The organism is Bacillus sp. K2I17 (assembly GCF_002209985.1).
Classification (GTDB): Bacteria; Bacillota; Bacilli; order Bacillales; family Bacillaceae_G; genus Bacillus_A; species Bacillus_A wiedmannii.
On record NZ_NJGF01000004.1, the window covers coordinates 192,269 to 216,549 of the forward strand.

General features: G+C 35.4%; 27 protein-coding genes and 1 pseudogene. 15 read left to right on the plus strand and 13 right to left on the minus strand.

All coding sequences use genetic code 11. The features are described from left to right. Nucleotides 1-128: 128 nt before the first annotated feature. Nucleotides 129-674 carry a TetR/AcrR family transcriptional regulator gene (locus CER22_RS07630; protein ID WP_073518933.1) on the minus strand — a complete coding sequence of 182 codons (546 nt, stop codon included), beginning with the start codon at nucleotides 672-674 and terminating at the stop codon, nucleotides 129-131. 283 nt (nucleotides 675-957) lie between these two features. On the opposite strand from CER22_RS07630, the gene CER22_RS07635 reads away from it, so the two are divergent. The 3 genes from CER22_RS07635 to CER22_RS07645 all read left to right on the plus strand — a co-directional run bounded on the left by CER22_RS07635 (nucleotide 958) and on the right by CER22_RS07645 (nucleotide 3,773). Further along, complete coding sequence (locus CER22_RS07635) at nucleotides 958-2,091, plus strand: NADH-dependent flavin oxidoreductase (RefSeq protein ID WP_088608488.1); 1,134 nt, start codon at nucleotides 958-960, stop codon at nucleotides 2,089-2,091. 47 nt (nucleotides 2,092-2,138) lie between these two features. Then, nucleotides 2,139-3,047, plus strand: coding sequence for an alpha/beta hydrolase (locus tag CER22_RS07640; protein ID WP_088608489.1), 909 nt, complete (start codon nucleotides 2,139-2,141; stop codon nucleotides 3,045-3,047). A gap of 69 nt (nucleotides 3,048-3,116) precedes the next feature. Then, entirely contained in the window at nucleotides 3,117-3,773 is a 657-nt protein-coding gene (locus tag CER22_RS07645; protein ID WP_088608490.1) for an SDR family oxidoreductase, read from the plus strand. A 147-nt stretch (nucleotides 3,774-3,920) separates the two neighbouring features. Here the strand turns inward: CER22_RS07645 and CER22_RS07650 are convergent, their stop codons facing one another. Next, a complete protein-coding gene (locus CER22_RS07650) occupies nucleotides 3,921-5,954 on the minus strand; it encodes a sigma 54-interacting transcriptional regulator (RefSeq protein ID WP_088608491.1) in 2,034 nt (677 codons plus the stop codon). A gap of 327 nt (nucleotides 5,955-6,281) precedes the next feature. Here CER22_RS07650 and CER22_RS07655 point away from each other — a divergent pair, with 327 nt between their 5' ends. From CER22_RS07655 to CER22_RS32980, 3 genes are all read left to right on the plus strand, one after another. Next, nucleotides 6,282-7,040 carry a gamma-glutamyl-gamma-aminobutyrate hydrolase family protein gene (locus tag CER22_RS07655; protein ID WP_088121442.1) on the plus strand — a complete coding sequence of 253 codons (759 nt, stop codon included), beginning with the start codon at nucleotides 6,282-6,284 and terminating at the stop codon, nucleotides 7,038-7,040. Between the two features lie 149 nt (nucleotides 7,041-7,189). Beyond that, nucleotides 7,190-8,620 carry a YfcC family protein gene (locus tag CER22_RS07660; RefSeq protein WP_088062200.1) on the plus strand — a complete coding sequence of 477 codons (1,431 nt, stop codon included), beginning with the start codon at nucleotides 7,190-7,192 and terminating at the stop codon, nucleotides 8,618-8,620. Between the two features lie 225 nt (nucleotides 8,621-8,845). Further along, the gene (locus tag CER22_RS32980) at nucleotides 8,846-9,001 is read left to right on the plus strand and encodes a hypothetical protein (RefSeq protein ID WP_088608492.1); all 156 of its coding nucleotides are present in this window, start codon (nucleotides 8,846-8,848) and stop codon (nucleotides 8,999-9,001) included. 173 nt (nucleotides 9,002-9,174) lie between these two features. On the opposite strand, the gene CER22_RS07670 is transcribed toward CER22_RS32980, so the two are convergent. Then, on the minus strand, nucleotides 9,175-9,750 hold the full coding sequence (locus CER22_RS07670; RefSeq protein ID WP_088121444.1) for a TetR/AcrR family transcriptional regulator: 576 nt from the start codon (nucleotides 9,748-9,750) through the stop codon (nucleotides 9,175-9,177). A 141-nt stretch (nucleotides 9,751-9,891) separates the two neighbouring features. Between CER22_RS07670 and CER22_RS07675 the strand changes: the two genes are divergently transcribed. Then, nucleotides 9,892-11,367, plus strand: a complete 1,476-nt coding sequence (locus CER22_RS07675) for an MDR family MFS transporter (protein ID WP_088608493.1) — start codon at nucleotides 9,892-9,894, stop codon at nucleotides 11,365-11,367. Nucleotides 11,368-11,554: 187 nt separating this feature from the next. On the opposite strand, the gene CER22_RS07680 is transcribed toward CER22_RS07675, so the two are convergent. From CER22_RS07680 to CER22_RS07705, 6 genes and pseudogenes are all read right to left on the minus strand, one after another. Further along, nucleotides 11,555-11,755 carry a hypothetical protein gene (locus CER22_RS07680; protein ID WP_088608494.1) on the minus strand — a complete coding sequence of 67 codons (201 nt, stop codon included), beginning with the start codon at nucleotides 11,753-11,755 and terminating at the stop codon, nucleotides 11,555-11,557. Between the two features lie 153 nt (nucleotides 11,756-11,908). Then, a pseudogene (locus tag CER22_RS32460) lies at nucleotides 11,909-11,998 on the minus strand (class D sortase); the annotation flags it as partial. Next, nucleotides 11,995-12,522, minus strand: coding sequence for a permease (locus tag CER22_RS07685; RefSeq protein ID WP_141542840.1), 528 nt, complete (start codon nucleotides 12,520-12,522; stop codon nucleotides 11,995-11,997). The pseudogene CER22_RS32460 and the gene CER22_RS07685, both read right to left, overlap by 4 nt. Further along, nucleotides 12,519-13,001 (minus strand): hypothetical protein, encoded by a 483-nt coding sequence (locus CER22_RS07690; RefSeq protein ID WP_088608496.1) that lies wholly within the window; start codon nucleotides 12,999-13,001, stop codon nucleotides 12,519-12,521. Before CER22_RS07690 ends, CER22_RS07685 begins: the two co-directional genes overlap by 4 nt. Further along, nucleotides 12,994-13,335, minus strand: a complete 342-nt coding sequence (locus tag CER22_RS07695; protein WP_088608497.1) for a PadR family transcriptional regulator — start codon at nucleotides 13,333-13,335, stop codon at nucleotides 12,994-12,996. The genes CER22_RS07690 and CER22_RS07695 overlap by 8 nt, the downstream gene beginning before the upstream one ends. 509 nt (nucleotides 13,336-13,844) lie before the next feature. Further along, the gene (locus CER22_RS07705; protein ID WP_088608498.1) at nucleotides 13,845-14,108 is read right to left on the minus strand and encodes a hypothetical protein; all 264 of its coding nucleotides are present in this window, start codon (nucleotides 14,106-14,108) and stop codon (nucleotides 13,845-13,847) included. 130 nt (nucleotides 14,109-14,238) lie between these two features. Between CER22_RS07705 and CER22_RS07710 the strand changes: the two genes are divergently transcribed. Next, nucleotides 14,239-14,550: a hypothetical protein gene (locus tag CER22_RS07710; protein WP_088608499.1), complete on the plus strand. Its 312-nt coding sequence runs from the start codon at nucleotides 14,239-14,241 to the stop codon at nucleotides 14,548-14,550. A 378-nt stretch (nucleotides 14,551-14,928) separates the two neighbouring features. Here the strand turns inward: CER22_RS07710 and CER22_RS07715 are convergent, their stop codons facing one another. Then, nucleotides 14,929-15,054, minus strand: a complete 126-nt coding sequence (locus CER22_RS07715) for a YjcZ family sporulation protein (protein ID WP_000540377.1) — start codon at nucleotides 15,052-15,054, stop codon at nucleotides 14,929-14,931. 199 nt (nucleotides 15,055-15,253) lie between these two features. On the opposite strand from CER22_RS07715, the gene CER22_RS07720 reads away from it, so the two are divergent. Together CER22_RS07720 and CER22_RS07725 are read left to right on the plus strand one after the other, a co-directional pair. Beyond that, a complete protein-coding gene (locus tag CER22_RS07720) occupies nucleotides 15,254-15,499 on the plus strand; it encodes a hypothetical protein (protein WP_142293443.1) in 246 nt (81 codons plus the stop codon). A 434-nt stretch (nucleotides 15,500-15,933) separates the two neighbouring features. Continuing rightward, nucleotides 15,934-16,716 (plus strand): hypothetical protein, encoded by a 783-nt coding sequence (locus CER22_RS07725; protein ID WP_088608501.1) that lies wholly within the window; start codon nucleotides 15,934-15,936, stop codon nucleotides 16,714-16,716. Between the two features lie 115 nt (nucleotides 16,717-16,831). On the opposite strand, the gene CER22_RS07730 is transcribed toward CER22_RS07725, so the two are convergent. Continuing rightward, a complete protein-coding gene (locus CER22_RS07730) occupies nucleotides 16,832-17,011 on the minus strand; it encodes a DUF4176 domain-containing protein (protein ID WP_371399559.1) in 180 nt (59 codons plus the stop codon). 510 nt (nucleotides 17,012-17,521) lie between these two features. Here CER22_RS07730 and CER22_RS07735 point away from each other — a divergent pair. From CER22_RS07735 to CER22_RS07750, 3 genes are all read left to right on the plus strand, one after another. Beyond that, a complete protein-coding gene (locus CER22_RS07735; RefSeq protein ID WP_088608502.1) occupies nucleotides 17,522-18,349 on the plus strand; it encodes a class I SAM-dependent methyltransferase in 828 nt (275 codons plus the stop codon). A 565-nt stretch (nucleotides 18,350-18,914) separates the two neighbouring features. Beyond that, a complete protein-coding gene (locus CER22_RS07745) occupies nucleotides 18,915-19,499 on the plus strand; it encodes a CGNR zinc finger domain-containing protein (RefSeq protein ID WP_087985704.1) in 585 nt (194 codons plus the stop codon). A gap of 118 nt (nucleotides 19,500-19,617) precedes the next feature. Continuing rightward, entirely contained in the window at nucleotides 19,618-20,172 is a 555-nt protein-coding gene (locus CER22_RS07750; protein WP_000065737.1) for an HPP family protein, read from the plus strand. A 118-nt stretch (nucleotides 20,173-20,290) separates the two neighbouring features. Here the strand turns inward: CER22_RS07750 and CER22_RS07755 are convergent, their stop codons facing one another. Then, nucleotides 20,291-20,401 (minus strand): YjcZ family sporulation protein, encoded by a 111-nt coding sequence (locus CER22_RS07755; protein ID WP_000505686.1) that lies wholly within the window; start codon nucleotides 20,399-20,401, stop codon nucleotides 20,291-20,293. A 143-nt stretch (nucleotides 20,402-20,544) separates the two neighbouring features. Next, nucleotides 20,545-20,811 carry a YmzC family protein gene (locus CER22_RS07760; protein WP_088608503.1) on the minus strand — a complete coding sequence of 89 codons (267 nt, stop codon included), beginning with the start codon at nucleotides 20,809-20,811 and terminating at the stop codon, nucleotides 20,545-20,547. A 558-nt stretch (nucleotides 20,812-21,369) separates the two neighbouring features. Between CER22_RS07760 and licT the strand changes: the two genes are divergently transcribed. Further along, complete coding sequence (gene licT / locus CER22_RS07765; protein WP_088062225.1) at nucleotides 21,370-22,218, plus strand: BglG family transcription antiterminator LicT; 849 nt, start codon at nucleotides 21,370-21,372, stop codon at nucleotides 22,216-22,218. A 146-nt stretch (nucleotides 22,219-22,364) separates the two neighbouring features. Next, nucleotides 22,365-24,257 carry a beta-glucoside-specific PTS transporter subunit IIABC gene (locus CER22_RS07770; RefSeq protein ID WP_088608504.1) on the plus strand — a complete coding sequence of 631 codons (1,893 nt, stop codon included), beginning with the start codon at nucleotides 22,365-22,367 and terminating at the stop codon, nucleotides 24,255-24,257. Nucleotides 24,258-24,281 lie beyond the last annotated feature (24 nt).

Genomic DNA, 24,281 nt, shown 5'->3' on the forward strand with positions numbered 1-24,281 from the left:
GGTTTTAACAAAGAAGTTAGGTGGGAGTCGGGCTGCCCGTAAATGTCCGATTAGTTGAACTTTACCCAATAAGAAAGAGGCTGTTTTATAATCCGGTTCAATCGGTTTATAAAACAGCCTCTTTTCATTTAAAAGTTCCTATCCAGCAACAACCCAAGTTGCTCCGCGACAACTTCCGGCGGATCAGGAAGTCCTTTCATAAAGTATGTTTCCACAACTCCTACAATAGCGTATCCGAAGAAGGTAATGATCATGTCTTCACTAAATCCTTTGTTTACACCTTCTTTAATATCTATGTCATCTTTTATTTGTTCGATGATGTAATCGAAGAAGTGTTTGCGGAAAGCGGAAGCTCCTTTTCCTGCTAGCATCGTTGAGAAGAAGAAGTAGTGCTGTTCCATGTTTTCGAACCAAGCGATGCAAGCTTCTCTAAAGCTTAAATCATGGAGGGGAGCGCACAGTGTTTTTAGCGCTTCGATACGTTCTACAACGAGTTTGTCGAGTAAATCATATTTATCTAGATAATGAAGGTAGAATGTTCTATTTCCGACGTCCGCCGTGGTGCAAATGTCCTTTACTGTAATTTTATCAAATCCTTTTTCGGCCATGAGTTCAATAAAAGCATTTTTGATTGCTTCTTTTGATTTAATAATCCTTCGATCGACTTTTTCCATTGTGTCACCAAACTTTCTTTATAGTTAATACACAATTTTTATGGATGTGTGTATTAATGCGTGAATTCACTAAAATTGACGTTTGAAAACATCTCTTTTTCATTTTATATTATACACACGGGAGAGATAATACATCAACGTGCATTAATTCTTCCGAGTATCATTTCTTAATGAAAGAGGGGGATGCAGTCACATTTCGTGCTCTAAGTAACTTTCTTCAAAAGAACAAATAACAAAATAATGACAATTTTATATATGAAAAACAACGAGAAAGAGGTTAATTATGAATCCGAAATATAACAACTTATTTGAAGCATTTACATTTAAATCTGGCGTTACTCTGAAAAATAAAGTCGTGATGGCGCCGATGACAACTTGGGCAGGTAATGATGATTATACGATTTCAGATGAAGAAGTAACGTATTACAAAAAGAGAGTGAACGGAGTCGGGCTTGTGATTACGGGATGTACACACGTACAGGCGAACGGGATCGGTTTTACAAATGAGTTTGCAGGTTATGACGATGCGTTCATCCAAAGTTTACGTAAGTTAGCGGATGCGGCTAAGAGCGGCGGAGCTCCAGCTATCCTTCAAATTTTCCATGCTGGTAACAAAGCGTTACCTGATTTCACGCCGGGCGGAGATGTAGTGAGTGCAAGTGCTTTAGAAACAGAAGCTTCTCCGTTTGCACCATCTGTATTACCGAGAGAACTTTCGCACGATGAAATTTTAGAAGTGATTCGTGATTTTGGAGAAACGACGCGAAGAGCAATTGAAGCTGGTTTTGACGGCGTTGAAATTCATGGTGCGCACGGATTTTTACTACAAAACTTCTTCTCACCATTCTTTAATAGACGTGAAGATGAGTGGGGCGGTTCTTTAGAAAATCGCTTACGTTTCCCGCTAGCAGTCGTTCGTGAAATTCAAGCTGTTATTAAAAAGCACGCGAAGAAGCCGTTCGCGTTAGGATACAGATTTTCACCTGACGAACCGCAAGAAGGTGCTTTAAGAATGAAAGATACGTATGAGTTAATCAATCATCTGATTGAAGCGGACGTTGACTATGTTCACGCTTCATTAGCGAGTGCTCTTACTGCAAAACCAGTGGATAGTCAGAACGAGAAAACGTACCTTGAGTTAATCGCCGAGCATGTAAACGGCAGAATTCCGTTAATGGCCGCTGGTTCTATGCTAACGCCAGATGATGTTTCGTTAGCGCTAGAAAAAGGAATCACACTTGCGGCAATCGGCCACGGGTTAATTATGAATCCAGACTGGGTAGAGAAAGTGCAGGACGGAAAAGAAGATGAAATTCAAGTATCAATTAAGAAATCAACAGTAAGTGAACTGGAGCTTCCAGAAAAGCTGTGGAATGTTATTCAGGCTTCAGGACCATGGTTTAACATCGAAGATTAATTATGAAAATGTATTAATAAAAACGAATATGAAATGGAGAGGTTAATATGAAAAAGCAAGTAACGTTTAAAAAATATAATTTGAACATGGCTGGTAATCTTCATGTACCAAACGAAATGGATGATAACAAGAAATACCCAGTTCTTATCGTTTTACATCCGGGTGGTGGAGTGAAAGAACAAACAGCGGGCCTTTATGCTCAAAAGTTAGCGGATGAAGGGTATGTCGCGTTAGCATTTGATGCGGCTTATCAAGGGGAAAGTGAAGGGCTACCTCGCTATCTTGATGATCCAACATCTAGAGTAGAAGATGTGCGCGCGGCGGTAGATTACGTAACGACACTTCCTTTCGTTGATTCAAAGCGAATTGGTGTAGTTGGTATTTGCGCTGGTGGTGGTTATGCGATACGTACAGCGCAAACGGAACGTCGTATTAAAGCGGTTGTAGGAATTAGCGCAGCAGATATGGGAAGAACGTTCCGCGAAGGCTGGAATGGTGATGCTCCAATATCGAATGCAATTGAGACGCTTGATGCAGTTGCAAAACAACGTACTGCTGAAGCAAATGGTGCGGATCCGATGTATCTTTCTTACGTACCACATGAAATTGATGAAAATACAGATTCAGAAACAGCTGAAGGATATGAATATTACAGAACAGCTAGAGCGCAGCATCCGAATTCAGTAAATAAACTGCTGTTTTCAAGCTTTGATAAAATTTTAGCGTTTACGGCAATCGATGAAAAAATGAGCTCTTTATTAACACAACCACTTCTATTAGTTGCAGGAAGTAAAGCAGGAACACTTTGGCAAAGTAAAGAAGCATATGAATTAGCGAACGAACCGAAAGAATTAGTTGTTTTGGAAGGTGGATCTCACTTTGATCTGTACGATATTCCTGAGTATGTCGATCAAGCTGTAGTGAAGGCAACGGAGTTCCTTGGAAAACATTTATAATTTGATTCTCACGAGGCAGTAGAAACATTTTCTACTGCCTTATAAAAAATAGGAAAGGGAGTTATGACTATGACGAACGTATTAATTGTTGGGGCAAACGGACAAATTGCGCGTTATGCGATTGATATATTCTTAAATGAAACGCACGTAAAGTTAACATTATATTTACGAAATGCATATCGAGTACAGCAATACGCTTCTGATCGTGTACGTATTGTGGAAGGTGACGTTTTAAATCGTGCAACGTTACAAGAGGCGATGGTAAATCAAGATGTAGTGTATGCTAATTTAGCTGGTGATGATTTAGAAGAGCAGGCAAAAACGGTTGTGAATGTGATGGAAGAGATGGAAGTAAAACGTCTTATTTTTATTAGCTCGCTCGGCATTTATGATGAAGTGCCAGGAGAGTTTGGGAAATGGAATAACCGTACGATTGGTCAATATTTAGGACCGTACCGAAAAGCTGTTGATGTAATCGAGGCTTCAAATCTTGCATACACCGTATTACGACCAGCGTGGTTAACGGATTATGATGAAGTGGAATATGAAATTACAGAAAAAGGTGAGCCGTATAAAGGAACGGAAGTGTCACGTAAAAGTGTTGCGGCTTTCGTTGTGAAGTTGGCACAGTCACCTGATTTACACGTTGGCAGAAACTTAGGTGTAAATAAACCGAATACAGACGGTGATAAACCAGCCTTTTTATCCGGCAGTAATGGGCAGTAAAACGCCCACCTCAAAATTCGGCTGGAACAAAGAAGTTAGGTAGAGTCGAATTTTGAGGTGGGCTAATAATGAGTATAATCCATACCACATTAGAGTTGTAATGTCGTATTTTGAGAGTATATGGGCAATAACACCGATGATAAGTAATCAAAGATTACGTAGAATCTCCAACCCTGTTCTTGTTAAATTAATCCCTGCTCTACCTCTTTTTATTTGCAAATACCCTTTCACTTTTAGGAAGTTCAATCGGTGTCTCACTTGTGCTTCAGATAAATTTATTGCGACTTCTTGGCTCTTTTCAGAAATAATTCTTCTTCCGATTGCTTTTCCTTTTTCTTCATAATTCATGATGAGGGTAAGGATGAAAAGTGATTCTTGATCAAGAGCGTTTGAACTTGAAGAAAAGGGTGTTATACTCTCGGCTTGGTCGCCATTTGTTTTCTTATGTGGAGGCTTTTGAAAATAATGTTGATTAGGCAAATCATTTTTTGTTATTTGGTTTCCGGTACGGACAGCCAGCATATAATCTATCGTATTTTTAAGTTCTCTTACATTTCCGTACCATGGATATCCTTGAAGTTCTTCAATTAGTTCTTGTTCAATTTTGACTTTAGGGTCCGATAGCGCAACAAAATGTTTAGCTAATAATTCAATGTCATTTCGACGAGCCCTTAATTCGGGAAGGTGTATAAAGAGTACTTTAAGCCTATGGTATAAGTCTTCTCTAAACACATTTTCTTGAATCATTTTCAGTAAATCTTTATTGGTTGCTGCAATAATCCGGACGTCTATCGGGATAATTTGGCTTCCGCCAACACGCATGATTTCTTTTTCCTGCAATACTCGAAGTAGTCGTGCTTGAAGTTTCAGGCTAATATCTCCAATCTCATCTAAAAAAATAGTGCCACCATTTGCTTGTTCAAATAATCCCATTTTCCCGCCCTTTTTGGCTCCGGTAAACGCTCCGTCTTCATAACCAAATAATTCACTCTCGACTAAATCATCCGATAAAGCACTGAAGTTAACAGCAAGAAAAGGGCCGCTATTTCGCTTGGAAGCATTGTGAATAGCACTTGCAAACAACTCTTTTCCGGTACCACTTTCACCCTCAATTAATACAGTTAGATCAGTCTTAGCTAATCTTTTGGCAATTTGTTTCGTGTCTTGAATAGTAGAGCTAATCCCAACGATATTATGAAAGTTGTATTTTGCTACATAACCTTTTTTGATAAATTCTTTTCTTAATTTCCGTTCAAATCCGATAGTCTTAAGAGCATTTCTAAAAGTAACAATAATCGATTGATCATTTATATGTAGGCGTTCCACTATTACATCCAAGCCGTTTACAACAAATATTCCGCTTTCTTGTTGCTTATTTGAAAGGATGAAGTTTACTAAATCAATGTTATCAATAATGGCATCAATCGGATGACCAATAGCGTTTTTACTTTTTATATTCAGCATGCTTTCCAGAAATTCATTAAAGACAACAATTCTTCCTTCATAATCAATAGCTAGTATGCCATCACCAACACCATCAATAACTTGATGAAGTTGTCGATGAGCTTTAGCTAGATTCTTTGTTAAATCTACTATTTTCCGATAGTATCTCTCAGAAACGTGGTTACCTGATTCCTCCATTAAATGAAATCGATCTAGAATGGACATGATTGTAGTAATATCTATTAATCTATGACCAATATTAATTACTTTTTCTACAAAGTCAGGGATAATTTCAAGTTCGCCAGGTGTGATTGCGAGCTTAATCATTTGTATATTCGTTTTTCCAGGATAGTATGGGAAATATTCAATGTGGTTCAGCCCTAATTGACGCATCGTTTCAATTGATTCGTATACTGTTTCATGATTATCATTCACATATAGGGCTTGTGTTCCTTCAGGTAAAAATAAAAGCTGATCCACGTTTTCGTAATTTAATGTTCGTTTTGCTATTATTACTTCGCAGTTTTCCCCAATAAAGTCTTTCACCGTTTCTATCGTAAATGTATTAGGTAATACAATTAATGTAGAATGAAATACTTTTGGAATACTTTCTTCTACAGAAAAACTTTCGATATCTATGAGGTCACCTACCATCTCCGTTAGTTGTTGATGTAGGGCTTTTCGTGTTTCTTTTAAAACGGTGATCAATACAATGTGGTTGGTTTCAAATTTGTTCATAGAACACCTCTTTAGTTGAATGTAATTGGTCTGAAGTTGGTTATTAATTGGTTATTATTTAACCAATTAATAACCAATTATAATACATTTCAACATAGTAAACACCGATAAAACGACAAAATATTTAAAAATATGTAAATAATCACTTTAATTTCAATGTTGGCACGATATTTGCTTATATCAATGGTGTGTAAAGAAATAATGAAATGAGTAGAGTAGTAATTTACATATTTAATTCTTTACCACTTGCTAGAAAAGGGAGGTTAAGAGTATACAATTTCAGCAGAGAAAGACAACGAAACCATTTAAATTATGAGGTGAGAGAAAATGAAACCACTAATAGGTGTTACGGGGTATTATATTGATCATAGTGAAATAGGGAAGGAGGGCTTACGAGGGCTACCAGGTCAAGATATGGCTATCTTTTCTTACGACTACATTCGTTCACTTCAACGAGCAGGTGCAACGGTTGTTCTACTTCCAATTGAGGAAGTTGATCAAATTGAGTCCACACTTAATCAATTAGATGGATTGTTATTGGCTGGTGGCGCGGACATCAATCCAGTTTATTACGGTGATATTCCAAAATCATATATAGGTACTGTAGAGGAAGAACGAGATAATTTTGAATTAAATCTGGCAAAGCAGGCTTTAGAAAAAGATATTCCTATTCTAGGAATTTGCCGAGGGTTACAGGTGTTAAATGTTGCAGCTGGTGGATCTCTTTATCAAGACTTAGAGCACGAGATGGGGCCAGAATATTTCCATGTTCGAGAACAGTTCCGTAAATGGCAAGGCTCTCATTCTGTAGATCTTCTGGAAGAGGGGAAAATTTATGAGGCTATTGGCCAAAAAACTTTAATGGTTAATTCTTTTCACCATCAAGCAGTGAAAACATTAGGGAAAGATTTTGAGGCGAGCGCATGGTCCTTTGATGGTGTAATAGAGGCTATTGAATCGAAGGCTCATCGTTATGTAGCAGCGGTTCAATGGCATCCAGAAATGATGTCGGAAAAGGATGCTCTACAGCAACGTTTATTTAACCAATTTGTAAATGAAATTAGTAAAAAGGTAGTTAAATCATAGCGTGTTATAAATAAAAGAATTGGTGGATAGCTTGGTACGTCATGGTAGTGGGGAAACCAGACTGCTGGCTGCCCGTAAAAGTAATAATCATTGGGGGAAGAACACCCCTAATGATTAAAGTTTCACTTTATTGCAAAGGGGATTGGTATATGAGTCAAGTATCAGAAAAGGCAGTTTCATTCGAGCCAGAAGAAAAAAAGGAAAAAAAAGAATGGAAAATAAACGTATTTGCAATGCTACTTGTCTTGTTAGTTATTGCGGCTGTTATTACACATATATTGCCGGCCGGAAAATATGAACAGATTGAAAAAAATGGGTATACAACAGTAGATCCCAATTCATTTAAATGGATTGAATCAACGCCACTTGGATTTTTTGATACGGTAAAATCTATTCCTACAGGGATGGTAGAAGCTGCTAATATTATCTTTTTTATTCTTATTATCGGAGGGTTTTTTGGTGTATTAAAGGCATCCGGCACAGTTGAGGCTCTTGTTTCAACGATGGCAAAAAAACTTGCTAACCGTGAAAAGTTAATGATCCCTATTATCATGCTGTTCTTTGCACTTGGCGGGTCATTAATGGGAATGGCTGAGGAAGCTTTAGTGTATGTACCTCTATTTATTCCGCTAGCTCTTGCGGTTGGATTTGATACGATAACAGGAACTGCGATGGTACTAGTAGGAGCGTCCGTCGGATTTACAACGGCAATTATGAATCCGTTTACAGTTGGGCTTGCGCAAGGGATAGCGGGTCTTCCTATGTATTCGGGGATGGGGTTCCGCCTCGTTTTATTCGTAGTCATATATGTAATTGCTGTTACATTCGTCTATCGTCATGCTATGAAAGTAAAGAGGGATCCTGCAAGCGGAATTTACGGAAAATTCGATACAAATAAGCAAGACAGCTTACTAACAGCGAAAGTAGAGTTAACAAAAAGACATAAATGGATATTAACGGCCTTTTTAATCAATTATATTATTCTTGTATTTGGTGTTATTAAGTACGAGTGGTATATAAAAGAAATTGCAGCCTTATTTATTATTTTAACTATAATCATTGCAATCCTCGGCAAGATATCTCTTGATGATACTGTAGAATCTTTTACACAAGGCTCGGCATCTTTAATCGGGGGAGCTTTAATCATTGGTGTATCACGCGCTATTTTAGTTGTATTGAATCAAGGGCATATTATAGACCCACTACTGTATCAAGTATCGGAAGAAATGAAACATGTATCTCCTTTTTTAAGTGTTGTTGGAATGTACAACTTCCAAGTAGCGATTCATTTTATTTTAGCATCAGGTAGTGGCCATGCGATGTTGACAATGCCTATCATGGCACCACTTGCAGATTTATTGGACATTACACGCCAAACAGCCGTATTATCCTTTTCATTCGCGGATGGTATTGGAAATATTATTTTTCCGACAGGTGGTACGCTAATGGCTGGATTAGCAATTGCAGGAATTTCATGGACAAGGTGGGCAAGGTGGATTCTTCCTTTAATTCTAATTGAATACTCAATCGGTTTAATAGCAGTTATAATTGCTCATCTTATTGGTTATGGTCCATCTTAATAAAAGATAGATATGCTTTCACTTATAGAAAGTTCGAATTTGAAGAAAATCGCTAAATAATGGTGATAGAAAAGCCCGGTTTAGAAGGGCTTTTTTCTATGTAAAATTTCATTTGTTTTGTTTACATAATATCTTTACAATCATTTGATAAAATATATGTAACTGCATATTGTGAGGGTGGATGGTTATCCCTTCTTTCTATTCGGAAGGAAAGGAGGTGATAATATGGAGTTTTTGATTGATCTTGTAAAAGGGTTTCTGAAAGCGACTGTGCGCGAAGTGTCAGCGTATTTTTTGCGGAAGCAACTTCTGGATAAGGACAACAAAAAACCCACTCCGCGCCGTCACAAGCAAAAGGGTGGGTTCCGCAAAAAGAAATAGCTTATAATAACCACCACCCTAAGCGGTAGCAGTTAGGGAAGAGATGTGAGCGCATCTCTTCTTTTTATTATATGCCATTTTATTTGATGTCATACTTATATAGTATTCTACGGAAAATATATCATATTCCTATTTTGTGGTCAATTTGATTGCATGATTGAAAAGGTGTAGTCTTATTCCTCTTCAAATTGAAAAATCTCCCGGTTAATAAGTTGGTGGAGATACCTGTCCATTTCAGCCGCAGAAACGCTTCTTTCATTTTTAAACCACCACGCACTTAATGAGGTGATTGCCCCTGAATAAAATTCAATGATTAAATCATTTGGCATCGTATGATTTTTACAAAGTTGATTTAACGCTTCTATTTCTTGTTTTCTCGTTTCGTGACTTAAATATTGTGTCCGGCTAAGAAATTGTTCATCAGACATTTGCGTCTCTAATATTTTACCGATTTCTTCATGGTGTAGAAATTGTTCCATTACTTGAAATGGTTTACTTAATCGATCTGAAACCGGTATTCCCGCAATCATCTTGCTGTATCGTTTAAATCCAAATGCTAATAAAGCATCTTTATCTTCAAAGTGTTTATAAAAGGTTGTTCGGTGTACCATTGCACGATCACAAATTTGGTTAATCGTGATGGTACTATATTTCTGTTTTGATTGCGTCATTAATTCAAATAAGGAATCCCATAGTAATTTATGTGTACGTCTAATACGTAAATCAAGTTGTTTTTCATTATCATTCATCTACAATTCTCCTTTTTTGTAGATTAAATATACAATGGCTGAAAATTGATTCTCCCTTTTTAATCTACATATGTATATTATATTACATGTGTTCCGGTGTATTTAAATTTTTTTAGTAAGAAATAGGAGGAGAATTTGTAAATGAATATGACAACTAAGAGCCCAGCAAGTGGCAAAGTTGATACTTCTAATTTGAAACATACCCCCATTTTAATTGCATTACTTTTAGGGGCAATGGTTGCATTATTAAACGAAACGTTACTTGGTAATGCGTTAACAGTATTAATGAAAGAATTTGGTGTAACAGCTTCAACGATTCAATGGCTTTCTACAGCTTACATGTTAGTAGTTGGTGTTTTAGTCCCAATTACAGCATTACTTCAGCAATGGCTCACAACGAGACAAATGTTTTTAATCGCTATGGTAACGTTTTTAGCTGGTACATTAATTGCGGGATTTGCGCCGACATTTTCCGTTTTATTAGTTGGCCGTATCGTCCAAGCAGTAGCGACAGGATTAATTTCACCGTTATTAATGAATACGATTTTAATTATTTGTCCGCCTGAAAAACGTGGTGCCACAATGGGATTAATCGCACTTGTGATGATGGCAGCTCCAGCAATTGGTCCTACATTATCTGGAGTAATCGTCGACTCCCTAAATTGGCGCTGGTTATTCTATATTGTTATTCCTGTCGTGATCATTTCAATTATGATTGGGATGAAGTACATTCAAAATGTTTCAGAGTTAACAAGGCCAAAAGTAGATTATCCATCTATCCTTTTATCAACATTAGGATTTGGCGGGTTTGTGTATAGCTTTAGTGCATCAGGTGATTTAGGATGGTCCGATGTGAAAGTGTATGGCACTTTAATTGTTGGGCTTATCTCATTATGTATTTTTGTCGTTCGACAATTAAAAATTGAGAATCCAATTTTAGAATTACGAGCATTTAAAGTTCCGATGTTTACAATATCAGTTGGATTGATCGTCATTGTGATGATGTCGTTATTTTCAACGATGACTTTATTACCGATGTTCCTGCAAACAGTTTTACTCGTTACAGCTTTTAAATCAGGAATCATCATGCTTCCGGGAAGTGTTATTAGTGCCATCATGGGACCAATCGCAGGTAAACTATTTGATAAATTTAGTCCGAAAGTTATTATCGTTCCCGGCATTGTATTAGTAGGGATAGCAATGTTCTTATTTAAAGGCATTACTCCTGATACATCAATAGTGCAAATTATTGTTATGCATAGCGTATTAATGGTTGGACTCATGTTTGTCATGACAGCACAAACATACGGTTTAAATCAATTAACACCAGATTTATATCCGCACGGAACAGCGTTGTTTAATACGTTGCAACAAGTAGCTGGCGCAATTGGTACAGCTATCTTTATTTCAAAAATGTCTTCAGGAACAACTCAGTATATGGAAAGCTCCGCAAATCCAATGGATCCAGTGGAGAAGTTAAACGGTTTAACATCAGGATTCCAAGGTGCATTTGCACTAGGGTTAATCTTTATTGTTGTTGCTTTTATCGTATCGCTATTCTTAAAAGAAGAGAAAAAGGGAGTAGAGGCAGCGAGGGTTTTACAGAACGAGAATTAAGGTTCAAATAAAAAAGACATCTTTTCTAGGAAAGGTGTCTTTTTTATATTTCTTTCGTAACATTTGTTTTGGATATTTTAATACAGAAGAATGGTCGGTGTAATCTCAATGGAGGACACAATATAATCGTTAGTTTATTTGTATAAATATGGTATGTTCAATGGCTTTCCTTTTTGAGGATGAATAACTATTGGGAATAACGATGTAAAGCTTTGCTAATGACTAAAAGGCCGATAATGAGGGAAAGTATTCTCATTATAAATTCGGCAACTAATAAATTGCCCATAGCTGTCGATCCATCATACATTACTCCTATGATGATAATGGGTGCGATCATAATGATAATTCCAATACCTATTTGAAGAAGTAAATTCATGTTTTTACTCAAGATAATCACCTCCAAAAAATATTACAAAACAAGAATATGGAAATTTTTGTATTATACATTTATTATACTGTGTCGAATTAAGGTTATGGTAAAGTTTCTAAAATAAAAAGAAGGTGTCACATGGTCAAAAGATGACTCGTGGGACAGCTCCTTTTAAGTAGTAGAAATTAAAGATACTTCAATGATGTATCGATCTGGGGCGTCACCGATGTAGTTAAAAGGGTAACATGTTGTTAATGTTACATTTCCTCCGTAACATCATACCGAAGCAACTGCCCCTGATCATAAAACCTCTCAAAAATAAGCCCCATAATATAGAAGAATACTAGCCCAAAGCAAATATGAATGAGTGTAAAAGTAGCTCCAAATGAAGAGAATTCATACACGAGAATTGGCAATTTCGCAGTTGTCCAAACGCCTAAGAAAAATACGATGTACCGAATGCTTGCGCCTTTTTGTAAGAGTAGTGCTGCAATTGGGAAGGCAACGTAGAGCGGACCAGCCGCAATGCCGCCTAATAAGAGAGAGAATAAGATTCCGTATACGCCAGAATTTTCGCCCATATATTTCATGAGCGTTTCTTTCTTCACCCATTGATCAAGCAATCCTACAAATAGTAGGACAGGAGGAAGGAGAAACAACATATCTAAAATGCTATTCCCTGTTAATTGTAATGCGCTCCATCCTAAAGAATGATTTATAAAGGTTAAGACAAAGAGCCCCAGTAATAAAATGAAAAAGAAGCGATATCTTTTTAATTCCTTCATACCATCACCACCCAAATGATATAGGAGAATAGCAGAGACATGAGTAATGCAGATGCATTACGCGCGTAAGCAAAGCTTCGTCCGAATATCTTTTGTTCCATCGGTAAGGTTGTAAGTCCTACTGACATGAGTGTAGACATAAGTGCCGCAACTTGAGGAAGGCCTGCGCCGTGTTGGATTAACGTATTACCAAGTGGGAATACGACGAAGCTTGGAATAAGTGCAACGGAGCCGAGTATTGCTGAATAAACAATGCCGATAAACCCTGATTGCTCCCCAATAATAGAAGAGATGAAAGACGGCGTTAATATAGAAAGCGATAAGCCAACGAAAAGCATGATGGAGAGCATCGCAGGTAGAAGATTGCGAAACATTTTCCACGACTTCATTAGAGCTTTTTTCGTCTTCGTGCGGTCCTTCATAAAAGAAATCCACGTAAGAATAATGGCTAAAGTGTAAAGAATCGCGGCGTTAATCATGATTGGATTCCTTTAAGTCCTCATATTTGTCTAAGAAAAAGGATAAGTTCTTCATTTTTTCTTCAATATCCTTCTGAAAATCTGCCAGTTGTTCTTTTCCGGCAGGCGTAATTTTGTACATCTTTCTTGGCTTGTCTTGATGATCTGTACTTACATAAGATTCAATGGCGCCTTCATTTTCTAATTTTTTTAGTGTGCGATATAAAATGGCACTATCGATTGGATTGACGGGAAGTTCTTCCTCGCACTTTTGCAATAATTGCCCGCCATAGTTATCACCTTCTGCCAAAAATAACAAAAGAAATGCACCTGTATGTCTTCCTGTATGTTTCATGGATATACCTCCTAGAATGAATTAGGATTTATACTGTTAATGACAGTATACTGTTGTTAACAGTATATGGTGCATGAAGTGTTATGTCAATTTTAAAATGTGTAATTCTTCAGAAGAAAAATATAATCGGTTTAATTGTAATTGTTTTCTGATTTTGTTGAGTGACAAAATTAAAGCATGCGGCTTTCTCGTTCAAATGTTTATTGAGTGCCTGGGTTGAAATACAAGTAACAGTGGCTTCATTTAATTTTGTGCAAAGAGTAACTAAAGACTCAGAACTGATTGTTTGTCCTAAAAATACACAGAGTAATAGAAGATTCTGTGCCTGAAATTTTCGTTTTGGTTGAATCATACCTGTTTAATACATAAGTTCCTCGATTGGTGCGTCATTGTTTATAGCCATAAATTAAAACACCCTTTCATACAGTACTGCATGAAAGGGTGCCCTAATTCATTATTTTATTCATTTTCTTAAGTTGATGGCTATGCTCTTATGAGTGCCTACAGTGTTAGTTTTTAAGTTCTAAATTTTTAGAATGAGACATGGAACTTACATGATATTTTTCTCCACCGTATTCTACATCTGCAGAAAAGGTTTTACTCTCATCATCTTTTATATGCCCGTTTATAAAAACGGTTTGAAAATCACTTGGGGCAAATTTATGTCCTGTAATGACTACTTCTAAATTCTCTTTTTCTTTGAAATATTTAATAGTTACTTCTTCGGCCTTTTTTACTATTTTTTGTTCTTCTTCTTTCTTATCATCATTCATGTTACACCCTCCTAAAATGATTAATATAAAAATAATACTCAAACTGGAAAAGATTTTTCTCAATTCAATTCCCTCCATTAATGGTATCCTATATTTAGAATATATTAAATCTTCTGGGAGGGGAAATGTTTTGAGCAAAAATGATGAAGTTTTAGACTCGAGTTATTATCAAATGGCCAGAGCTGCTTATAAGAGTGATAAAGATTTAGAAGGAGTTTTTAGTGTTAAAGACCCTGAAGGAAATACTATGCAATTATGGGATAGAGGAAAAACTTTTCATGATAAACAAACAGGAATGGATGCTGTAGTGTTTGAAAGAGTAGTAGATGGAAAAACACAAGTAATGGAAGAATTAAAGTCTGACAAACAAGAATTAAAAAGTGCGATTGACTTATTTAAGGCATTAGATCAAAGTTATGATTATATGGGACCTAAATATTAAAAAACACTCACTAGGAGTGTTTTTTTGTATTTAAATCTATATTTTGTGGAATTGATGGAGCTATTAGATCAAAAAAGAGACGCTGTAATTAAAGTTTCTTTACAATAAGTGTACTCTTACAGTTTAAGCATACTATTTCTTTTTGTTTGAGGACAAGGTGCTTCCTATTACAAGTTGGGCAAATAATACCAACAGGGGGTTAAACTTACTGTATTATATTCATGACTCTAAAGCCCTGTTGTTTAAGGGAAATTCATATAAAGGAGACGTAGTAATCAATTCAAGGGTATTATGACGGATTATATATGTAAACTCGGTGCAGCTAGAGGAGGAATTAATTATTATAAGAAAAAAAGACACTCTCAAGAGTGCCTTCCTTTAGCAGCCGAATCCGCCGCCCCAACAACTAGCTCCTACGATGATTAATAAGATAAAGAGCACAACAAGTAAAGCAAATCCGCCGCCGAAACCACAGCCTCCACCACAACTACCGCCATATCCCATATTAACTCCTCCTTCCATAAAGACCATTTAATTAATGGATTTAATTTACTTTATGTTTTTACGGATAAACTTGAGCAGGTCCTTTTGAAAAATAAAAGATACTTAGATTTTATAAGAATTGACGACCTTATTTTGTCACGGGTATTATGCTGATGACATATTGTATTTTATTCTGTGTATTGGGGGAAGGAGGATCTTTATGGCCAATTCTGAAATGATTTTACGATTACTTACGGATTTAAAGATTGAACAGCAAGCTTTAAAAGAGCAGTTGGAAAAAATAAAAACTGCTGTGACTACTCTTGAAGAAAAATCAGCGATTGTGGAAGAGAAACCAACGACTATTGAAGAAAAACCAGCTGTTGCTGCTGCAAAGCAAAGAGCTCATTCTGGACACCCAACATCTTTTCGTGCTTGGAGAGCATCTGCTCAAAGGAATTCATAAAAATATAAGAAAAGAAGACATCTAGTAAGATGTCTTCTTTTACTTGTACAATCCAAATGATTTAAGAAGGTATATCCATATTGCTTTAAAAATAAGAAGAAAATAACGATTGTCGACTCCTGTTTTAGTATAGCATGTAATAGTAAATATTTTTATGTAATATTGCATATATACGAATTATATGATGTTGTGTTGTATATATTTTAGGTGTCTGGTGCGGAAACAGAACTTACCGCTTCACCGGCTTTATTATTGGCTGAAATGGAAGAGCAAAATACAAATAAGTGTGTAGCTTCAGCATTACTTGACGTTTACTTAAATAGTAGGTAACAAAGTTAGCTTAGGGAAAAAAGATTAATATATGTACAGGAATAATATTTCTAATTATAATTTTAAGATGGAAGTATTCGTAGTATATGGGGGAATAACAACCAGTGAATAAAAAGGCAACAATTAAAATAGGGGCATTGTTTACAATTTTATTAATGGTATTTGTTTTTTATGGGTATAAGAGTTTAAATAGTTTTTTAGTCTGGAATGAACTCGGTGATGTACAGATGATTTCAAGCGATAAAGAGGTTAAAAACGGTATATACTTTGTAAGGGGAGAGATATATTCTGAACATGTAACAGGGGATGAAACGCTACTTGCTGATGGGTATGCGGTAGTGAATCGAATTCAAAAGAAAAAAACGACATATTATACACAGACTTCTGCACCCAATCGTTCGTTATGGAGTAACGGCCAAGTAACAGCTTTTTATAATGAACCAATACATATTGGAAATAAAGAATTGAAATTAATAAATAAAGAAAATATGTCTCTTGAAACTCCATTTATGGAATTAAATAGTCAGAATGTCATTTCAACAAGAATAAATGATATTCAGGCGAATACTACAAAGTTAGCAGATGGAAAAAAACGCTTTTATTCATTTAGAGCAGTAGAAAATAAAGAAAATGTAGTTGTACTTGGATCAGTAGAGGGAAAGGTAATAAAAGAATTACCTAGTAGATACGGAAAATTTGTTTATATGGGAAATACTAAGGAGCAAATTATAGATAGCTTAAAGAATAGTAATAACAAAAATTGGATATATTTCGTAGTGCTTCTTATACTAACTAGTATTAGTGGACTTGTATTTTATATGTATGGGAAAGGAAAATGGACAAAAGATGTTTTTGTTTTTACATTTTTCGGACGGAAGGTAAATTAAAGAGGATGCATCTATCTGTGCATCCTCTTTAAACATTTATATGAGTTCTTTTTGTAAGGGAAGTTCTTCTTCATTTTCATATCAAGTAAATAGAATTTCTTCAATTTGTATATAATCAAAAAAAAACATTATAATCTTTTGAAAGGTTACCATAAGGGTAAAGGCAACCAACATAATCCCAAATTTTTTTTTCGTTAGATTGTTGTTGTTTTCTTCCATAAATCATAACCTTTTGTTCTAGTCCATAAATTGTAATAACAGTTCCAATTGGAAGGAATTCTTTTGTATTCTCCATTACAAATGATAATTTAGTATAGACGATGAACTGGTAGCATCTGTTTTTGAGACAAGACCAATTTGAGTAGCACAACACTATTTTTATAGAATTCAATATACATTTCTCATTCTTTATTTAATAGGTATCTATTCATAAAAAACTCTACATGTAAAAAGTGAAAAAAGCTTTTTAAAAATGCAAGTCATTCTACTCAACAATCGGGCCATATCCTTGAATAATGGGTTAAACTAGTAGTTGACCTCGTAGTTTATGGTCTGTTATATTTATACAAACACTAAAAGGATAGGTGAAGAGGTTCGGCATAGCAGAAGTTTGGTTTTCGTGAACTTTGTTATGACTGGAAAAGAGTAAATAAATCAATTTGAAGCAAACTGAAATACGCATTTTTATGTGTTTATTCGGTATGCCCATTTGATTTTTTTACTCTACGGACTTGTTCTCTTTTTTAACCGCAGAGTAAAGCTCTGCGGTTTTTTTGTGTTTAAAAATTTTTAGGAGGAAGTTTTTATGAATAATTTATTAAATCAATTGCAGGTACCTTCACGATTTGAACAAACTGATAATGTTTTTTGGCAAGATCCTTATATTGCTAAAAAATTATTAGAGGTTCATTTAAGCTCTGATACTGAAGGAGCTAGTAGGAGTTTTCAGTTTATTGATAAATCTATTGAATTTATCCAACAAATAGCTCCCAAAAAATATTGTCAAAAAGTACTAGACTTAGGTTGTGGCCCAGGTCTTTATAGTGAGCGATTAGCTAGAAAAGGTTATACAGTAACAGGGATAGACTTCTCTGAAAACTCAATTCGTTATGCTAAAGAACAAGTAAAAAAGTTAGATTATGATATTGAATATCGCTATGAAAATTATTTGGAATTAAATGATTCAAATATCTATGACTTGGCCCTATTGATATATTGTGATTATGGTGCTCTTGCGCCTGAAAATCGTAGTAAATTACTTTTCAACATTTGGAACAGTCTGAAGGATGGTGGAAAGTTGTTATTGGATGTTTTCTCTCAAAATAAATTTGATCAGTTCAAGGAAGAACAATATTGGAGTATGAATGAAAATGGTGGTTTCTGGTCAAAGGATTGCTATTTAGCTATCGGTAGAAATCTCAAATATCCTGATAGAGTAACATTAGAACAAACAACAGTGGTAACCGATGATAAAATAGAAACTTACAACATTTGGTATCAATTCTTCACAAAAGAATTATTCATCAAAGAGGTAACTGCTGTAGGGTTTACTGTAAAAGAAATTTACGATGATGTTTCTGGTGAAACTGGCAACGGAGGAAGTCAAACTATAGCCTTATTGTTAGAAAAATAAGGTTAAATCGAACAAAGAGAAAGAAATATATGTTATAAATTTTTTCAAAAAGCAATATTTTTTCTTTTCAACAAACGGCAGCTATTGTTGGATAAAACTTAGATTTTTAAATGGCTTTATTATTATATTTTTTAGTGTAGTAAATATTTTACTTTAAAAATTAAACAAGCATAACCTCGTCCTAAATTTAGAACGGGGTTATGCTTGTTTGAGCCTTTAAAATTTAATAACTTTATTATCATTTTACAACATGTAGTATGTAAGGAGATTATTTCAAGGGCTATTCACAAATTGTAGGTGGGGATAGAGTTGTTTTAAACCGTTCCCCATAAATGATAAACCATACCGAAAACAAAAAAAGCTAGTCCTACAAACAAAACGATTAAAGCAAGCATTCCGTTTTTATTATGTTCCATACAGTCAGCTCCTTTTTAAGTTATATACAAAAAGCCTTTAGTCATAATTATGGCTAAAGGCTTTGGTCTTCATACTTTGTAGTTTATAAAAAAGTTGCACTTCTGTATTAATTTGGAATATGATTGTTTAAAGAGTAGGTGATGAGTACATGCAGGAAAGAAAACAATTCCCGCTTATATCTGGAAATCTCTCATTAGATTTAGTGAATACAGAGTTAGTTAGGCGTGGACAACGTTATGATTTATTAATAACAGATGAAGATGTATTAGAATGGCTACATGTAATAAAGGTTAATCTTCCTTTTTCGGACGAAAAACCACTTATAGGAATTCAAGAGCGAATGAATCAAGTTACATCTAGCATACTAGAGCTAAGAGAATTACTGAGAAAACAGTTTGAGGCAATTGCCGATCAGCACGAAATTTCTGATGATTTTATTACGTATTTAGAAAAACAAATTGAGAAGGCACCATTTACATATAAAGTTATTGAACAGAGTTTAGTACCTATTCCAGTTGGAAAAATTGAGGATGTACTTGTATCGTTAATTGCATTTGATGCTTTAACGTTAATAGCATCAAATGAGCTTATTTCTCTTAAAAGGTGTTCAAACCCTGACTGTGTTTTATTATTTATAGATAAAAGTGGAAAGCGAAAATGGTGTTCTATGAAAATATGTGGGAACCGAAAAAAGGTAGCAAAATTTCAGGTTCGAAAGTCTGAAGAAGTTTAGGGAATCAACTTATAACAGTTGATTCTTTTTTTCTGCATTTTTAAAATAACCTCTAAAATTAATATTGACTGGTTAGTTTGTTCGGAATATAATTATTGGTAAATAAAGGAGGAGAATGATGAGTAATATAACAGCAGCTAAGCAGAAAGAGGATCAACCAATAAGTGTACGATATTTTGCAAAAATGAAAGGGAAAGGAAGAAGTCCATTACAAGTAAATATAAAGGACTCTTTAACGGGATTATTGGGGGGATTTTTAACGATTCTCACCTTAACATATTTAACGAGTATAACTTCTACAGAATTACTAATGGCTCCATTTGGAGCGAGTTGTGTATTAGCGTTTGGAGTTTGGAATGCACCGCTATCTCAGCCGCGTAATATTATTGGAGGACATTTGATCTCAACTTTCATTGGTCTATCAATATATCATTTGTTTGGGAATGAATATTGGACAATTGCTTTAGCAGTTGGTATGTCGATTGCTATTATGATGTTAACAAGAACAACGCATCCTCCGGCAGGGGCTGATCCCATTGTCGTTATTTTAGGAGCATACAGTTGGAGTTATTTAGTAACACCGGTTTTAGTTGGTTCCCTTGTTATTGTAGTTATTGCTTTATTTATTAATAATATGAGTAGTAAAAGGAGCTATCCAACTTTTTGGATATAATTTATAAGGTGAAAAACAATTTGAGTAAGTATCCCGTTTTTACTATGTTTTCATTTCACATACATTTTAGTTTAAAAAGAAAAGACACCCGTATAAGAGTGTCTTTTCCAATAGTTTTTTAGCAGAAGCAAGAAGCTCCAACAATGATCAATAAAATAAATAATACAACTAGTAAAGCAAATCCTCCAGAAAAACCGCAGCTTCCGCCGCAACTACCACCAAATCCCATAATAGTTCCTCCTTTAATAAGAGGGGAAAACAAAGGGTCACTCGTGTTTTTTAACGGATTCTATTTACTTTATGTTTTGACGCATAAACGTGAGCAGGTCCTTTTGAAAATAAAAAAAGACACCTTAAGATGCCTTTATGTAATTAATATTCGCTAGCATAAAACTCTTTTATTAGTTTTATTTCATTTGTATCTGGGTTAAATTTAAATATTTTAATTTGATTAGATTCGTCTTTATAGGCAAATGTATTATCGCCAACTGGGGTCATATTGCTGGTGTTTACGATAGGATCGCTACCGTGGTCAGTGATTTCCACAGTTTTCTCACGATCCCAAAACGCAATGACAATGATCAAGATGATAAGGCATATACGTATGTTACGTAGTTCTCTCGATACAGTATTCTCCATTCGATATTCTCCTTTGTTGTTGAGTAGATTTTGTTTATAAAAGAGATAATTCTTATGAAAAAAAATAAAAAAGACACTGTAAAGTGTCTTTTTTATTTGAGTTATGCGCATTGCTTAATAAGACGCTAGTTCCTCAGTTTGAATATGAGTAACTATGTAGGGTAGTTTCATTATAACATTTTAACCATTACTGGGTCTATATGGAATTTTATTAATGATTATGTTTGATTATTCAGGATGATAAACATGGTGAAATATGTAAGTTATCTACGGTAATTGTAAAATATAATGATGTATATAACTAGTCTTGTAATGAATGTAAGCAATAGCTGATTAACGGATAGTGTTTTTCTTTGTAAAAAAATATTCAATAATTTATCATTGCAACCGCTTACTCTTTGTGTATAATAAAGGTAAGTTAATAAGTAAAAGGATTGTTACTGTTCGGCAGGCAAAACCTAGATTGATCTAGAGGCTACGGGTGTAGTGTGGCTTTTGGAATCAGTTTAGGTTTTTTTATTACCTTTTGTGACTTTAAGAAGAAGAAGGCGGAACAATATGAGAATCCATAAAATCTTAAATAACAATGTTGTTTGTACGATGAAGGATACTGAGACAGAAGTTGTACTGATGGGCAGAGGTTTGGGATTTCAGAAAAAAATAGGCGATACGATTGATGAATCTAAGATAGAAAAGACCTTTGTGCTAGAAACAAAAGAATTATCAGAGAAACTTGCTAGGTTGCTAACTGAAATTCCTGTAGAAAATTTAGAGATTACCGAGAGAATTATTCAGTTTGCTAAGACAGTTTTGCCGGGGACTTTAAGTGATTATATTTATCTTACATTAACGGATCACTTAAGTTTCGCCTTAACTCGGCATAAAGAAGGAATGGATCTCAAAAATACTTTGCTTTGGGAGATTAAGAGGTTTTATCAGAAAGAGTTTGAAATTGGTCTACAAGCTTTGAACATAATTGAAGAAGAGACTGGGTTTAGGCTTTCTGAAGATGAAGCAGGGTCAATTGCACTACATTTCGTTAATGCGCAGCAAGGAGAGCCGGCGATGCAACAAACGGTAGCGATGACGAAAATCGTCCAAGATATTTTAAATGTTGTAAAGTACCACTATAAGATGAGCTTAGATGAAAGTTCATTTAATTATAGCCGGTTTGTAACGCATTTACGATATTTTGCGCAGCGTTTAATGCAGAAGGAATTGAACTCGGCTGAGGATGATTTTTTATACGAGCAAGTGAAAAGTAAGTATGAAGAGGCATATTGTTGTACAGAAAAAATTGAAGCATACTTACGAAAAGCACATAATAGTCATCTTTCAAAAGATGAAAAGGTGTACTTGACGTTGCACATTCATCGTGTAACGAAACGCAACGAATTATGTAATTGAATAAACGGGATTGTTACTGTTTGGCAGGCAAAACCTAAATTGACTTGTAATGGAGTGATTCGTATGTATCGCGCCGTTATGGTTAGTTTAGGTTTTTTCTTTTATAAAAATAATAAATGGGATGATTGTAGGGAGGGAAAGTTACTATGAAGTATGAAAAATTAGCAAAAGACATACTGAAGAATGTTGGCGGGAGAGAAAATATACATAGCGTTGTACATTGTATAACTCGCTTACGATTTCAGTTAAAAGATGAGGGGAAAGCAAATACAGAAGTACTGAAAAGTATGGAAGATGTTGTGACTGTTATGAAAAGCGGCGGGCAATATCAAGTTGTAATTGGTAACCATGTATCTGACGTATACAAAGCGGTTATTGCTGCTGGAGGGTTTCAAGAAGCTGAGGAAGAAACTACGAGTGAGAAGAAAAAGAGTAGTCTTATAGATATTCTTTCTAGCATTTTCACTCCTGTTTTAGGGGTGTTAGCTGCAACAGGGATGATTAAAGGATTTAATGCATTATTTGTAGCGTTAGGCTGGTTAAGTACACAGTCAGGAACGTATCAAATATTAAATGCAGTTGGCGATTCGTTATTTTATTTCTTCCCGATCTTTTTAGGATATACAGCAAGTAAGAAATTCGGGGGATCACCATTCATCGGTATGGCAATTGGGGGAGCGTTAGTCTATCCGGCTTTATCCGGTTTAAAAGCAAGTGAGCCATTATATACGCTATTTGCAGGAACGATGTTTGAATCACCAATTCATATTACGTTTTTAGGGATACCAGTTATTTTAATGAACTATGCATCATCTGTTATTCCAATTATTCTCGCTGCTTATTTTGGAGCGAAAGTAGAACATTCTTTAAAGAAAGTTATTCCAGATGTTGTGAAAACATTTTTATTACCATTCTTCACATTATTAATCGTTGTACCAGTTACATTTCTCGTTATTGGTCCAATTGCGACGTGGGCAGGGCAGTTTTTAGGACAGACGACGCTTTGGGTTTATAATGCAAGCCCATTAGTAGCGGGTGCTTTACTCGGTGCTTTCTGGCAAGTACTTGTCATATTTGGCCTTCATTGGGGCGTTGTTCCGATTGGCTATAACAATTTAGCAGTAAACGGTGTTGATCCGATATTAGCACTTATATTTGCTGCTTCATTTGCTCAAATTGGTGCTGTGCTTGGCGTTTGGATGAAAACGAAAGATAAGAAATTAAAAACACTTAGCATTCCAGCTTTTATTTCAGGTATTTTCGGCGTTACAGAACCAGCGATTTATGGTATTACACTTCCTCTTAAAAAGCCGTTTATTATGAGCTGTATTGCTGGAGGAATTGGCGGCGCAATACTTGGCGTATTTGGTACACAAAGTTATATGACAGGCGGACTTGGTATATTTACGCTTCCTACATTTATTAGTCCGAAAGATGGGATTACAGCTGGATTTTGGGGAGCAATTGTTTCAATGGTTGTTTCTTTAATAGTAGGTTTTATTTTGACTTACTTATTTGGTTTTACGAAAAAGCAAACATCTACAGAAACAGCTGAAACAATTGATAAAATTGCTGCATCAAACGATGATGAAATAATCTTTAGTCCTTTCCATGGCGCCGTTATGCCGCTTCAAAACATTGACGATGCTGCATTTGCATCAGGAGCGTTAGGTGAAGGAGTTGCGATTGAGCCTTCAGAAGGAAAGTTGTTTTCACCAGTTTCAGGTACGATTTCTGCGCTGTTCCCGACGAATCATGCGGTAGGAATTACGGCGGATTCAGGTGCTGAAATTTTAATCCATATTGGGATGGATACTGTGAAATTAAATGGCGAATTTTTCTCTTCTCGTATTGAACAAGGAGTGAGAGTAGAAAAAGGGCAATTACTTATTGAGTTTAATATAGCTGAAATTCAAAAGGCGGGTTACATTGTGACAACACCAGTTGTTGTTACAAATTATGATAAATATAGCATCAAAAAAACGGAAATAGAAAAGATTCAAGCAGGAGATTCCTTACTAAAGTTAGGAGTTAAATAGTAGTTACATTTCATACAGGTTCAA

What these genes read in the sequence shown, in the direction of transcription:
- CER22_RS07630 (WP_073518933.1), bottom strand. Translation starts at nt 674, where the DNA reads ATGGAAAAAGTCGATCGAAGGATTATTAAATCAAAAGAAGCAATCAAA.
- CER22_RS07635 (WP_088608488.1), top strand. Translation starts at nt 958, where the DNA reads ATGAATCCGAAATATAACAACTTATTTGAAGCATTTACATTTAAATCT.
- CER22_RS07640 (WP_088608489.1), top strand. Translation starts at nt 2,139, where the DNA reads ATGAAAAAGCAAGTAACGTTTAAAAAATATAATTTGAACATGGCTGGT.
- CER22_RS07645 (WP_088608490.1), top strand. Translation starts at nt 3,117, where the DNA reads ATGACGAACGTATTAATTGTTGGGGCAAACGGACAAATTGCGCGTTAT.
- CER22_RS07650 (WP_088608491.1), bottom strand. Translation starts at nt 5,954, where the DNA reads ATGAACAAATTTGAAACCAACCACATTGTATTGATCACCGTTTTAAAA.
- CER22_RS07655 (WP_088121442.1), top strand. Translation starts at nt 6,282, where the DNA reads ATGAAACCACTAATAGGTGTTACGGGGTATTATATTGATCATAGTGAA.
- CER22_RS07660 (WP_088062200.1), top strand. Translation starts at nt 7,190, where the DNA reads ATGAGTCAAGTATCAGAAAAGGCAGTTTCATTCGAGCCAGAAGAAAAA.
- CER22_RS32980 (WP_088608492.1), top strand. Translation starts at nt 8,846, where the DNA reads ATGGAGTTTTTGATTGATCTTGTAAAAGGGTTTCTGAAAGCGACTGTG.
- CER22_RS07670 (WP_088121444.1), bottom strand. Translation starts at nt 9,750, where the DNA reads ATGAATGATAATGAAAAACAACTTGATTTACGTATTAGACGTACACAT.
- CER22_RS07675 (WP_088608493.1), top strand. Translation starts at nt 9,892, where the DNA reads ATGAATATGACAACTAAGAGCCCAGCAAGTGGCAAAGTTGATACTTCT.
- CER22_RS07685 (WP_141542840.1), bottom strand. Translation starts at nt 12,522, where the DNA reads ATGAAGGAATTAAAAAGATATCGCTTCTTTTTCATTTTATTACTGGGG.
- CER22_RS07690 (WP_088608496.1), bottom strand. Translation starts at nt 13,001, where the DNA reads ATGATTAACGCCGCGATTCTTTACACTTTAGCCATTATTCTTACGTGG.
- CER22_RS07695 (WP_088608497.1), bottom strand. Translation starts at nt 13,335, where the DNA reads ATGAAACATACAGGAAGACATACAGGTGCATTTCTTTTGTTATTTTTG.
- CER22_RS07705 (WP_088608498.1), bottom strand. Translation starts at nt 14,108, where the DNA reads ATGAATGATGATAAGAAAGAAGAAGAACAAAAAATAGTAAAAAAGGCC.
- CER22_RS07715 (WP_000540377.1), bottom strand. Translation starts at nt 15,054, where the DNA reads ATGGGATATGGCGGTAGTTGTGGTGGAGGCTGTGGTTTCGGCGGCGGA.
- CER22_RS07720 (WP_142293443.1), top strand. Translation starts at nt 15,254, where the DNA reads ATGGCCAATTCTGAAATGATTTTACGATTACTTACGGATTTAAAGATT.
- CER22_RS07730 (WP_371399559.1), bottom strand. Translation starts at nt 17,011, where the DNA reads ATGGAGAATACAAAAGAATTCCTTCCAATTGGAACTGTTATTACAATT.
- CER22_RS07735 (WP_088608502.1), top strand. Translation starts at nt 17,522, where the DNA reads ATGAATAATTTATTAAATCAATTGCAGGTACCTTCACGATTTGAACAA.
- CER22_RS07745 (WP_087985704.1), top strand. Translation starts at nt 18,915, where the DNA reads ATGCAGGAAAGAAAACAATTCCCGCTTATATCTGGAAATCTCTCATTA.
- CER22_RS07750 (WP_000065737.1), top strand. Translation starts at nt 19,618, where the DNA reads ATGAGTAATATAACAGCAGCTAAGCAGAAAGAGGATCAACCAATAAGT.
- CER22_RS07755 (WP_000505686.1), bottom strand. Translation starts at nt 20,401, where the DNA reads ATGGGATTTGGTGGTAGTTGCGGCGGAAGCTGCGGTTTTTCTGGAGGA.
- CER22_RS07760 (WP_088608503.1), bottom strand. Translation starts at nt 20,811, where the DNA reads ATGGAGAATACTGTATCGAGAGAACTACGTAACATACGTATATGCCTT.
- licT (WP_088062225.1), top strand. Translation starts at nt 21,370, where the DNA reads ATGAGAATCCATAAAATCTTAAATAACAATGTTGTTTGTACGATGAAG.
- CER22_RS07770 (WP_088608504.1), top strand. Translation starts at nt 22,365, where the DNA reads ATGAAGTATGAAAAATTAGCAAAAGACATACTGAAGAATGTTGGCGGG.